Source organism: Merdimmobilis hominis (assembly GCF_016901855.1).
GTDB lineage: Bacteria > Bacillota > Clostridia > Oscillospirales > Ruminococcaceae > Paludihabitans.
This window is the reverse complement of the sequence record NZ_JACJKY010000026.1, coordinates 16,002-28,503: the sequence shown is the minus strand read 5'-3', so window position 1 is coordinate 28,503 and position 12,502 is coordinate 16,002. Positions and strand designations below refer to the sequence as shown.

The following is a 12,502-nucleotide window of genomic DNA, read 5'->3' as shown; positions in this document are numbered from 1 at the left end:
TACAAAACAGGAGTGGCGCCGCTCACGCTCCGCCACTCCTCCTAAAACTCAATATTTTCCTACCAGGGGCTTTTTTCTCCTGTCCGCTCAATCTGGGGCAGTTCAACGCGTACACGGGGCTTTTTGTTCTCGTTTTTAGTTTTGTTCGTCAACCACATAATCTGCAGAAAGCAAAATCTCGCGCTGGTTCTTTCCGACAAGAATCCGGAACCGTCCCGGCTCGATCACGCGCTGATAATGCACATCAATGAGCGAAAACGACACCTTCGGCAGGCAGACAGTCACGCGCTGTTTCTCATGTGCACAAAGCGCCACTCGTGTGAAGCCTTTTAAAAGCATCGGCGGTGTGACCACTGAGCTGTCAACGTCATCCACATAGACCTGTACAACCTCTTCGCCGTCCATATCGCCGGTGTTCTCGACATCACAGGAAACAAGCACGTCTCCATTCGGCTGCGGTGCGATGTCCAGTGCAGAATATTCGAATGTGGTATAGCTTAATCCGTAGCCAAACGGATACAGCGCGTTCTTTTCACCCTCGAAAAACATCGGATCGCCGCCCGGCAGCATCGAATAATAACACGGGATACGAGTTGAATGACGCGGCAGTGAAATCGGCAGTCTGCCCGACGGATTATAGTGTCCGAGCAAAATTTCTGCGATTGCACGGCCGCCTGTTTCTCCGCCGAAAAAGCTCATGAGCACAGCATCGCACCATTCACTCTCTTTTGAAATCTCAAGCGGCTTGCCGTTTTCGAGTACAAGCACCAGCGGCTTTTTGAGTGCAGAGAGCCGACGGATCAACTCGCGCTGTTTTCCGCTGAGCGTCAGTTCGCAACGGTCGCGTCCCTCGCCGCTTGTCACGGTGTTATCGCCGCAGACCGCGACAATCACGTCGCACGAAGACGCCAGCGAAACGGCACGTTCGAGATTCTCCTCGACTGCCGTATCAGCCGCCTCATAGAGATGCGCCTGTCCCTCGACAATGCGTTCCTGTTTTGCTTCCTCGGTGATACCACAGCCGTCGCACTGGACAATGCGCACCTGCTCGCTCATCATATCACGCAGTTCCTCATATACCGACGAAATATGAAATTGCGGCAATGACGAATAGCCGCCGATTTTCTGTGCATTTGACGACGGACCCACCACTGCAATCGAAGTGATTTTCTCACGATCAAGCGGCAGCACGCCGTTATTTTTTAACAATACTGCCGACGAAAGCGCTGCCCGATGGGAAATCTTACGGTGTTCCTCGCAGTGTACTACCGATTCATACGCTTTCTCGTCCGTATACGGATGTTCAAACAGTCCGAGTGAGAATTTTACGAACAGCACGCGGCGTACAATCTCATCAATGCGTGCAAGTGAAATTCGTCCTTCGTCCACAAGTTCCATCACCGTTTGTTTAAAGAAATCCGGTTCATAGTCACAGCCCTGCACATCGAGTCCGTGTGTAACTGCCAGGCAAATCGCGTCTTTGTCGGTACTGACAACGTGGTGGTCACGTTTTAATTTGCCGATGCCTCCCCAGTCTGAACGGGTATATCCTTTTAAGTGCAGCCGGTCACGGAGCACATCGTTTAAATAGTAGGACGAGCACATCATCGGATCACCGTCTATCGAGTTATAACTGACCATGACGTTATATGCGCCGCCCTCAGTAATACCTGCCTCAAACACCGGCAGATAGCAGCCGTCCACCTCGCGCCGTCCTGCACGTGCAGGCGAACAGTTCGTACCGCCTTCTGCAATACCATGTACGCAGTAGTGCTTCGGCTCGCTCACAACGGCGTCCGGACGGCTGACGTCACCCTTTTGCTCACCGCTGACGATGGCAGCCGCCATCCGCGATGACAAAAACGTATCCTCGCCGAATGTTTCCTCAATGCGTCCCCACCGCGGTTCACGTGCAACATCAAGGTTCGGCGCTAAGATTTCGTGCATACCGAGTGCACGCGTTTCTCTGCCGATGGCTTCGCCGACTTCTTTGACCAGTGCGGGATCGAACGTCGCACCTAAGTTAATGGGACACGGAAAAATCGTGCCGCGCAGACCGCTCACGCCATGAAGCGCTTCTGCGGTAAAGATCGCCGGAATCGGCAGTCGCTGTGTCTCAAGCAAAATCCGCTGCATCCGGTTGAATGTTTCCGGTGTCGAATACATATCATGGACAAAGCCGATACCGTCTGTTCCGAACGTGCCGAAAAGCCGCTCAGTGTCAAATTCTGTGTCGGACTCCACACAGCACGGATGCTTCGGTGACGGCTTTTTGGCATACTCGACGCCGCGCATCATGCACATCTGCGCAACCTTTTCACCAAGTGTCATGCGTGGCAGCAGATCTTCGATCCGCTCATTGATTGGCAAGGACGCGTCCTTATACCGTTCGTTCATATGAAATTCCTCTTTTCTTTTGATGAAAAAACGCGCCGTTTTTCCTTTTTGTCTCTTGTTCAAAAGAAAAACGACGCGCCTTTTTATACATTACAGTGCGCTCAAGCTCTCGTCAATTTTAACGAGCAGTTCCTGTGCTGTTTTTAATTTCATGCGAATTTCGTTGACCACTTTTTCGGGTGCTTTATTGACAAAGTTTTCGTTTTTGAGTTTGTTCTCATGAATCGAAATCTCTTTTTCGCATTTTTCACGCTCACGGGTCAAACGTGCGCGCTCTTTGTCTTTGTCGATCAGATCGTCCATCGGCACAAAGATGCGTGCGCTCTTTGTTGCAATCTGTACCGCACCGTCTATCGACTGCGTGGAAGCGACAAACACTTCAGATGCAGAAGCCAGCCGGACAAAGAACGGTTTGCAGTCTTCAAACACGGTCTGATACTCTGTTTCGATATAAACAGCCGCTTTGCGGGATGGCGGCACGTTCATTTCGGTGCGTGTGTTGCGGATGGCTTTGATTGCTTCCATCACGCGGGCAAATTCCTGCTCCTCTGCAGAAAAATCGAGTTCATCAGAGAAGGACGGCCAAGCGGATGCCAAGATACTCTCGGTCTCCGTCGGAAGTGCCTGCCAGATTTCCTCTGTGATAAACGGCATGAACGGATGGAGCAGTTTGATCGTATTCGAAATGACATAGACGAGCACACGCTGTGCGCAGACTGCGGTTTCGCCGCCTGCCTGAAGACGTGCTTTCGACAGTTCGATATACCAGTCGCACAGCACATCCCAGATAAAGTCATAGATTTTCTGCTCTGCGATGCCGAGTTCGAATTTATCGAGGTTATCGGTCACTTCACGCACCAGACGGTTATACTGCGACAAGAGCCATTTATCCTCGAGTGTCAGTGTCTGCGGCAGAGCGGTGTCGGTAACCTCGTCGGACAGATTCATCAAAATGAAGCGGGTTGCATTCCAGAGTTTGTTTGCAAAGTTACGTGCCGCTTTAATCTTGTCGTCAGAGAAACGCATATCATTTCCAGGGCTGTTGCCGGTAACGAGCGCCAAGCGGAGTGCGTCTGCGCCATACTGGTCAATGATCTCCAGCGGGTCGATGCCGTTGCCCAAAGATTTCGACATTTTTCTGCCCTGTGCGTCACGTACGAGGCCGTGGATGAACACGGTGTTGAACGGAACGGTGCCGGTCTGCTCCAATGCGGAGAACATCATACGCGCCACCCAGAAGAAGATGATATCATAGCCGGTGACGAGTGTGTTTGTCGGATAGAAATATTTTAAGTCCTCGGTATCGTTCGGCCAGCCGAGTGTGCTGAACGGCCAGAGTGCCGATGAGAACCAGGTGTCAAGCGTATCCTCGTCCTGATTCATATGAGTGCTGCCGCATTTCGGGCAGACAGTCGGCGCCTCTTTGGCAACAACCATTTCGCCGCAGTCTGCACAGTAATATGCAGGAATGCGGTGACCCCACCAGAGCTGACGGGAGATGCACCAGTCTTTGATGTTCTCCATCCAGTGGAAATAGATTTTGTCAAAGCGCTCCGGTACGAATTTCGTTTCACCGCTGCGGACCGCTTCGATTGCCGGTTTTGCGAGCGGTTCCATTTTGACAAACCACTGCTTGGAAACGCGCGGCTCGACAGTTGTATGACAGCGGTAGCAGGTGCCGACATTGTGTGCGTGCGGCTCGATTTTTACAAGATAGCCGCCTGCTGTAAGATCGGCAACGATTGCTTTTCTCGCCTCGTAGCGGTCCATGCCTTGATATTTTAAACCGTTTTCGTTGATTTTCGCATCATCAGTCATGACGTTGATGATCGGCAGGTTATGACGCAGGCCGACTTCGAAGTCGTTCGGGTCATGTGCCGGTGTGATTTTAACCACGCCGGTACCGAATTCCATATCGACATAGCTGTCTGCAACCACCGGGATTTCTCTGCCCACGAGCGGCAGAACAACGGTCTTGCCGACAATGTCACGATAACGTTCATCGTCCGGGTTGACTGCCACTGCGGTATCGCCAAGAAGTGTTTCCGGACGGGTGGTTGCAAGTTCTACATAGCCGCTGCCGTCGGAAAGCGGATAGCGCAGATGCCAGAAGCTGCCCTGCTGCTCTTCATACTCAACCTCAGCCTCGGAAATTGACGTTTTACAGGTCGGGCACCAGTTGATAATACGCTCGCCGCGGTAGATGAGTCCTTTTTCATACAGACGGACAAACACCTCTTTGACCGCTTCGGAACAGCCCTCGTCAAGTGTAAAACGCTCACGGCTCCAGTCGCATGCGGTACCCAATTTTTTAAGCTGCGAAACGATGCGTCCGCCGTACTGCTCTTTCCATGCCCAAGCACGCTCTAAGAAACCTTCACGGCCGAGCTCTTCTTTTGTTACACCCTCTTCACGCATTGCGGCAACGATTTTTGCCTCTGTTGCAATCGACGCGTGGTCCGTACCCGGAACCCAAAGCGCCGAAAATCCCTGCAATTTTTTGTAACGGATCAAGATGTCCTGCAATGTTTCGTCGAGCGCATGACCCATGTGAAGCTGACCCGTGATGTTGGGCGGCGGAATGACGATTGTATACGGGGTTTTGTTCGGATCGCGCTGTGCTTTAAAATAGTCGCCGTCCAGCCAGAACTGATAAATGCGGTCCTCAAAGCTTTTCGGCTCATATGTTTTTGCCAATTCTTTTCTCATGCAAAAATTCCTTTCTTTGAAAAATAAAACCGCCCCAAGCAAACGCTCAGGGCGGAAAAGTTCCGTGTTACCACCTGAATTCGGAGAAAATCCTCCGCACTCAATCGACGCAAAAACGCCGTCTTCCGATAACGGCGGAAAAACCGTTGAAGTCTACTGTGCTTTTAAAAAAGCGGTTCGGTTCAAAGCTCAAGGGCTACCTTCCGCACCGTCTGCCCGAAGATTTACACCAGCCATCTTCTCTCTTTGCGGCAAAGCGGCACATACTCCTCCCTGTCAACGCTGTTTACTGATTCAATGGTATTATACCGTTCTAAAATTGCTTTGTCAAGCCGCTTTGCAAGCGGTTTTTGAACGAAAATACAGCTTGTTTTCTGCTTTTTCAAAATATTTTTTGTCCAATGCAAAAAAAAATGAAAAAAAGCTTGATTTTATAAAAGGTTTCTGCTACAATATTTGATGTTAGCCTTTTGGCAGTCAAATTCGGTAACATAAAGGAGGTGCAGATCATGGCAAAATGCGATATCTGCGGAAAAGGTGTTACTTTTGGAATTAAAGTTTCTCACTCTCACAGACGTACAAACAGAGCGTGGAAACCGAATGTAAGACGTGTTCGCGCCATCGTTGACGGCAAACCGTGCCGCATCAATGCCTGCACCCGTTGCTTGCGTTCAAATAAAGTGACCCGTGCCGTATAATTTTTAAAAACGGTAAAGAGCCTGTTAAAAAAACAGGCTCTTTTTTCTTTTTATTTTAATTCATAGCGAATCGTCGGACCGCCGCCGCCTTTATTCGAATTGTTTTTAGACGGATTATATCCGCTTGATGCATTCGATGACGATGTATTTGTGTTCGACGATGGTTTAGATGAGGTTTTATTTGAAGAACTGCTCGATGACGACTGTTTTTTTGCTGCTTCCGCCGCTGCTTTCAGCTGTGCGGCACGTTCCTGCTCGAGCAGACGTGCACGCTCTTTTTGATACGCAAACGCCAAATCAGCATATTTCTTTTCATAGCTTTGACGGCTGCTTAAAAGCTGTGCCGATTTTTTTTGAAGCAAAGACTGAAGCTTTCCTGAAATTTCATTTTGCTCCTGCGAAAGCAGCTTGCTCGCCTGTGTATAAGCTTGTCCATACTGATTCGCAAGCTGAATATATGCACTTTCGGTCAATCCACCGTTGTATCCCTGATACGCAAGTGCTTCTGTAAGCATTTTCTGTGCCATCATTCGCTGTAAATAGGCTGCTTGTGCTTGCTCTTCAAATGTCTTTTTCGCTTCTGCGCTCTCCTGATTCAGCAGCTGTTTCTCTGCATTTGTCTGCAGCCGAATTTGTTCTTCTGCGGCAAGCTGCTGTTTGCGAAGCTGTTCTTCATACTGCTTGTTTGCCGCTTCAAGATCTTTTAGATATTGTGCTGTTGACATAACATCCTCCTTTTTTCTTTATCAAAACCGCCGGAAAAATCCGGCGGTTTTTTTATGGCAGTTTCAGCACCTGTCCCGGATAAATCACATCATCTGCACGCATTCCGTTATACGCTGCAAGTTCCTGATACCGTGTACCGTCTCCAAGCTGCTCCTGTGCAATTTTCCAAAAGCTATCGCCCTTTTCCACCGTGTACGCTTTATTCGGCACAGCAGTCTGTGTTCCGGCCGGCAGTTTCAGCACCTGTCCCGGATAGATGACATCGTCTGTACGCATTCCGTTATACGCTGCAAGTTCCTGATACCGCGTACCGTCTCCAAGCTGCTCCTGTGCAATTTTCCAAAAGCTATCGCCCGTTTTCACCGTATACGTTTTTTCCGATGGTTTTGACGGCGGTGTGATCGTTTCAACGACAGAAAAACCATTTTTCCCTGCCTCTTTGATAATCGACGGAAAATCCTTATAACACTCATTCAAATCAACGTTTCCTGCAATGCCGGATACTGTTCCTTTGCTGGTATACTGAAACATATCACGAAGCAGTGTACGGTTCGCATTTTCGGCACGATAGTCGGCAAGCCACAGCGTATATTTTTTTGCAAGACGTGCATGATCAAGTTTATTCTGAAAATAATTCGTATTCGCATACACGCCGACGAAATATCCTGCATTCTCCATCTCTGTACAGAATGCTTCCACAACACTTGTCAGCGTTGCTTTGGAAAGCGGGCCCATACGCTGTTCATTTTCCACATCGTAATAAACAGGATACGCAAATTGTTTCCCCTTCAAAATCGATTTAACAAACGCCGCCTCTTCCCGCGCCTTTTCCACGCTGTCAGCCGCACTGTAATAATATACGCCAACCGGCATGTTTACCGCACGAAATCCCTCGTAATGCGTTTGAAAACATGCATCCTGCGCCGGATTCTGCTTTCCCCAATACGTCAAGCCGCATCGCAGAATCACACCGTCAATCCCGCTGTTTTTCACGGTCTGATAGTCAACCTTCGGCTGATACGCCGAAATATCAATGACATTTTTGGTTGTCACTTTGACTCGCCTCCCGCGTAAGGCTTTGTATACGTCATTGCACGATCGCTGTCAGATATTCCGACTGTTGTAGGATCAATCACCGCATTATACGCACTCACCACCATCATACCGATCACATACGGATTCAAGAATGCCTTTCCAACGGTTTCAAATACAGTCGTCCATGTTGTCAGATCACTGGCTGAAAGGCCGAAATATCCCAAAACGGGAACGGCAATCGCCAGTAAAATCTGTACCCAAAAATACGGATTTTTCACACGCACTTTCCAGTTGATTTTCATTGATACTCACGCTCCTGTCAAATTCATGTGTTCTTCTTTGCATTCGTCAATGCGATGATGCGCCGATTTCACACTTTCTTCCAAGCGAAATACACGCTCCACCACCTGATTGTGTTTCTCAACTTTTTCCTCAAGCTTGGATAATCGATAAATTGTGAGCCTTGAAGATGTCATGATGCCCGCAAAACTGCCGATGATCGTTCCTGCCACTGCAATGACTGAAGCCAACAATTCTTCTCCCAATACATTTCCCCTCTTTTATATATCTGTGCTGCCGACTGCAGAATTTATTAAAAAACTCCCTGCATCCACGACAACGACATGCTGACATACTGCACCTTGACCGGTGAATTCACCAAAATATTTCCGTTCCCATCAATGTTAACACAAACCGGCATCAATTCTCCGGATGCTGTGCGTCCCATTCCACAGCAGGTAATCCAGTCCTGAGGCGCAAACTGCCTTGCAATCTCAGCAATTTTCACTTCTGTTCCACTCGCAAGGTCATTGATAAAAAACATCGCATTTATGCTCACCAAAGGGCCCCATTGTCTGCAGATCTTACTTGCAACCGAAACACCTTCCATGAGGGTCAAATCAAACCCCAAGGGAGTAAGCTCCTGTCGGGTGAGTGCACCGATCTGCTGTGCAGTTACACCATGCGGATTCTTCTTGTCAGCTGTGTGTGCAGAAAAAACCTGATTAGATACTGCACCAACATCTTCGCTCGATAACATAATATGCGAACCGCTCTTTTGATTGACACTCATTACGGCATTGGTGTCGATAAACAGACGATCATTTTGCGAATCGTCTGTCACTGTTGCATTTAAAAACGCCAGCACTTTTCGGTTGGGGAGATAAACAGTATCTCCCTGCTGAATACGATACCCCACCGAAGATTGCTGTCCGTTTTCTTCAAGAAGCAAAACACCGCCGAGCGTTCCATAGAGCTTCGAAATATTCTCCGACTCCACACATGAGTCCAGTCGTTCTTCCACTGTTCTGCCGTCACCGGTGCCGATTTCGGATGCACCTTCATTGCCTGAAAGGGTATCAATCAAATCGTTAAAATGACTCGCAATGACTTCTTCACCGCCGCGGTCAAACGCCGCCTTGAGCTCCGCAGCCGTCATACCCGCTTCAGACGGACGATCCGGCAGAGAACTCACGTTTTTCCCCAAAAAGTCTGCCGAATCAAGTTTGTATTCTGAAAGCATGTTGTTCCTCCTTTATCTGCGCAGTACTTTCGACTTACGATACCTTCGGATAATGCCGAATACACCGAACCCTTCATTTACTGCGTTATTTTCGACAATCACCTGAATTGTCACATACCGCCTGACACGTGCGGAAAACGGTATGACCTGCGGCCCATCGTTTACTGCAAACACGAGCCGTGAAAAATCAAAATCATCAAACGAGAAGATATCCGTTTTGACAGAACGAACATCTTTTCCGAAATCCTCTTCCGTGCGCAGCCGGATCGTACAGCCCGAACGTGTATACGGTTTGATCATCACGCCGCATCCACGGCGAAGCAGTGTTTTATACGTCATAAAATCACCGTCATCGTCTGCTTTGGTACTCCAGCTTGCAACAATCGGCGCACCGTCATCATTGAACCGGTCCATTGACAAAATATCGGTATTGAACTTGCAGATCCGTCCATCCTGCGTGCCGAAGAACAGCTCCTCTCCCTGCGGCAAAAAGCAAACAGCAGGGATATTGGTCCAATAAAAGCACTCATATACCTTTTGACCGTCCGTCGGACGAACCGCCGCCTGCCTTCCGTCAAGAACGTACACAATTCCTTCCACCGCGATCAAAAACCGACCATTCCATTCTGTACACACAGCACTTGAAAGATTCTTTTGTGCACATAAGGATGCATCTACAAAGTAGCTTCTGTTTTCCACGGTTCGTTCTGCTGTAATCTGATTGGATGTCACCGCATACACACCTGACTGTGACAAAAACAGCGGTTCATCCGCCATATGTCCGACCGCGCGCGGTGCAATCATACCGGCACCTGCAGCGCCTGCCTGCAGCGGAAACGTCGTCTTTGACTGTGTGCCCCCAATGGAATCCATTTGACACCTGCGCAAAAAAATCGTACTGTTTTCCTCATCGCTCTCTTTTAAGATCAGCAAATATTCTCCGGTCCGCGCATATCCCATAACAGCGGTTGCCTCACTGCCGATCAAGCTGTATCCGTTATCCGGAAAATAGGACGGATCGCGCAGCGCACTGTGAAAATCCTGCGCAGGATATTGTGGATTGCCTGAAAGAAAAACAAATCCGTCACCGCCGCTTCCATACAGTGCTGCAATCGTGCAATGTGCAATTTTCTCATAAGCACCTGCAACTGTTTTGGAAAACCGAATGAATACATTGTCCTCGCCGGCAACCTGCGGCTGTGCAGGCGCGGTGGTAAAGCTGACAATGCCCGATTTTCGATCGACAGTAAACCCGCTCCCCTCGGCAAGCGACTGACCGTTCACTGTAATTTCCACAGCATCCGCGTCAAGATCGGTTGTATCAAGCTGATATTTTTTCGCACTTCCATCCGCCAAAAACCGATTTTCCCGATATTTGCTCAGCAAGTTGACATCGTCATATACCTGTCCGCCGCCGAGCGGATCTCTGCCGATGCTTGTAACAGGACGCGTTGCGATTTCCGAAACATGTTTCACCGACTCGCCGTCATACACCAAATACTCGCGCCCCGTTAACAGCCAAAACTTCCCGCAGGTCGAAAATCCGATGGAACGCGCATTGTGAATATCCTCTTTGAGCACCTTCGGGTGCAGTACATCGGTAATGTCATAAAGCTTTGTGCCGCCGTGCGCCAAATGCAATCGTTTGGGCGGTTCACCCTCTTTTTGAATGGAGGCCAAAAACAAACCGTTAATCGGTGCATCGATGGTCAAAAGGGTACGCCATCCCACACGCTTTTCGGGAAATCCGCCGCTGTCCGAAATCAAATTCGGTGCATACGGCGAACGTGCCGACTGTACTTTCGTAGGGTCTGACGACATGTCCACACCGCAAAACGCCGTATATCTGGCTGTTTGTTCTCGATTTGACTGAGATTCCATCTGTACAGCATTCATCTGTCGATTCCTCCCCAAACCGCATCGTCAATCGGATGACTGAATCCCGGTGTACCGGAGGAAAATGTCTGCATATACATACCGTTTAAATAATTAAACTTGGCAGGATCATCGTCCTCCATCGTCAATTTTGCCGCAACGCCATAGGAAAGGCACGTCATCAATAGCCGCGTATCATACGGGATTGTATCGGTCAGTTCTTTCATCACAGGCGCTTGAAGAAGCAATTCTTCTTTCTTCACTTCACGCAGCTGATTTTCAAGCGGAAGTGTTTCCGAAAGCACAATATTGACCGCTGTCACCGCATAGCTCCGATAATCGGAAACGGCATCCGCCGGCTCACCCATGAGCGCGAGTGATGTAATCATCAAATCCTGTACCGTCAATTCATCCCCTCCTTTCGTTCAAATAAAAACCCACCCGCCGCTCCCTTTTTTACATGATTACGCAATGGTATACGATGTCACACCCGACGGGAAAGCGCCTTCCTTGAACGCATATGCACGAATCATGGTACCCGGTGCCGTAATGCTCGAGGAAGTGCCGACACGCGCCGAAGCCGAATAACGCGGATCGGAACCATCCGTGGTATAGCGGTAGCTGACACCGGAAGTGTCACAGGTAAATGCACCCACGCTCGAAATCTTCGGTGCCGCACAAACGGTTCCCTTGCCGGAACCGGTATCGACCTCAACATAGACACCGGCCGCACGGGACGCAAACACAAACAGATCGTAAATCTGACGACCCTCGAGCAGATTGCCGGAAATACCCGGCGGATCTCTGTGCAGCTTTGTTTCGCTGAGTGTCACAGGAAATGCCGCGCACTGTTTCTGCACAATCATAAAGTTGACGTTTGCCGGCCAGCGGCTAGCCGGTACTTTTACAACGGTCATATTGTCATACAAGCCCACCTGACCTTTTGCGAGCGCCTTTTCGCCGAGCGATTCAACACGCATAAACTCGTCGGAATGCTTGAGCAGTTTATATACAGGTGCCGGAACAAACAGCGTACGTCCCTCCTGCGGAATTTCGTTTTCGTCAAGCGAAAGTGTGCCTTCGGAAATGCGGTCACAGATATTCGATTTTGTGAGCGCTTCTGTATTTGCAACGATGGTGCCCGCACGCTCAGAAAGCTTTGAAAAGCCGTACGTATCGGACAGCGGAATCGCACGCTCACGCACCTGCAAGCCGAGCATTTTACCTGCCTCTTTCACACCGCCCTGTTCAAGATTGTTGCCTTTGTCAATCGTCAGAGAAAATGCCTTGTCCTGGGTGAGCGTCATCTCCTGGATGCTGTCCTGCATCTCCTGCGGATCGCCATAGCGATTTGCGCCGCTTCTGACGTAATCCACCATCGGCACCGTCTGCGGAATGGTCAGCTTGACGGTTTTTGCGCCTTTGAACGAATATTCACCCGAAAGTCTGCCGTTTAACAGCGAAGCTTCTCTGAATACCGACTGAATCTTCTTCTCATACTTTTCATGCAGATTGACTGCCATAATAAAATCCCTCCATT

Annotated in this window: 11 protein-coding genes and 1 other annotated feature; of the genes, 1 reads left to right on the top strand and 10 read right to left on the bottom strand. The window is 49.3% G+C overall.

The genetic code is table 11. The features are described 5' to 3' along the window. Window positions 1-135: 135 nt before the first annotated feature. Complete coding sequence (locus H6A12_RS11610; RefSeq protein WP_204448078.1) at window positions 136-2,397, bottom strand: glycoside hydrolase family 3 N-terminal domain-containing protein; 2,262 nt, start codon at window positions 2,395-2,397, stop codon at window positions 136-138. 90 nt (window positions 2,398-2,487) lie between these two features. Further along, the gene (locus tag H6A12_RS11605) at window positions 2,488-5,106 is read right to left on the bottom strand and encodes a valine--tRNA ligase (protein WP_204448076.1); all 2,619 of its coding nucleotides are present in this window, start codon (window positions 5,104-5,106) and stop codon (window positions 2,488-2,490) included. A 44-nt stretch (window positions 5,107-5,150) separates the two neighbouring features. After that, window positions 5,151-5,395, bottom strand: a binding site (T-box leader). 220 nt (window positions 5,396-5,615) lie between these two features. On the opposite strand from H6A12_RS11605, the gene rpmB reads away from it, so the two are divergent. Continuing rightward, on the top strand, window positions 5,616-5,804 hold the full coding sequence (gene rpmB / locus H6A12_RS11600; protein ID WP_204448067.1) for a 50S ribosomal protein L28: 189 nt from the start codon (window positions 5,616-5,618) through the stop codon (window positions 5,802-5,804). Between the two features lie 50 nt (window positions 5,805-5,854). Here the strand turns inward: rpmB and H6A12_RS11595 are convergent, their stop codons facing one another. From H6A12_RS11595 to H6A12_RS11560, 8 genes are read right to left on the bottom strand one after another with little or no spacing between them, the layout of a single operon-like run. Next, on the bottom strand, window positions 5,855-6,529 hold the full coding sequence (locus H6A12_RS11595) for a hypothetical protein (protein WP_204448064.1): 675 nt from the start codon (window positions 6,527-6,529) through the stop codon (window positions 5,855-5,857). A 52-nt stretch (window positions 6,530-6,581) separates the two neighbouring features. Then, a complete protein-coding gene (locus tag H6A12_RS13705; protein ID WP_204448061.1) occupies window positions 6,582-7,583 on the bottom strand; it encodes a LysM peptidoglycan-binding domain-containing protein in 1,002 nt (333 codons plus the stop codon). After that, the gene (locus H6A12_RS11585) at window positions 7,580-7,867 is read right to left on the bottom strand and encodes a phage holin (RefSeq protein WP_204448059.1); all 288 of its coding nucleotides are present in this window, start codon (window positions 7,865-7,867) and stop codon (window positions 7,580-7,582) included. The genes H6A12_RS13705 and H6A12_RS11585 overlap by 4 nt, the downstream gene beginning before the upstream one ends. Window positions 7,868-7,873: 6 nt before the next feature. Further along, the gene (locus H6A12_RS11580) at window positions 7,874-8,110 is read right to left on the bottom strand and encodes a hypothetical protein (RefSeq protein WP_204448056.1); all 237 of its coding nucleotides are present in this window, start codon (window positions 8,108-8,110) and stop codon (window positions 7,874-7,876) included. Window positions 8,111-8,157: 47 nt separating this feature from the next. Then, window positions 8,158-9,087: a hypothetical protein gene (locus tag H6A12_RS11575; protein ID WP_204448053.1), complete on the bottom strand. Its 930-nt coding sequence runs from the start codon at window positions 9,085-9,087 to the stop codon at window positions 8,158-8,160. 12 nt (window positions 9,088-9,099) lie between these two features. Further along, window positions 9,100-10,983 carry a hypothetical protein gene (locus tag H6A12_RS11570; RefSeq protein ID WP_204448051.1) on the bottom strand — a complete coding sequence of 628 codons (1,884 nt, stop codon included), beginning with the start codon at window positions 10,981-10,983 and terminating at the stop codon, window positions 9,100-9,102. After that, window positions 10,980-11,369 carry a hypothetical protein gene (locus tag H6A12_RS11565; RefSeq protein WP_204448048.1) on the bottom strand — a complete coding sequence of 130 codons (390 nt, stop codon included), beginning with the start codon at window positions 11,367-11,369 and terminating at the stop codon, window positions 10,980-10,982. Before H6A12_RS11565 ends, H6A12_RS11570 begins: the two co-directional genes overlap by 4 nt. Before the next feature lie 57 nt (window positions 11,370-11,426). Continuing rightward, on the bottom strand, window positions 11,427-12,485 hold the full coding sequence (locus H6A12_RS11560) for a chitobiase/beta-hexosaminidase C-terminal domain-containing protein (protein WP_204448046.1): 1,059 nt from the start codon (window positions 12,483-12,485) through the stop codon (window positions 11,427-11,429). Window positions 12,486-12,502 lie beyond the last annotated feature (17 nt).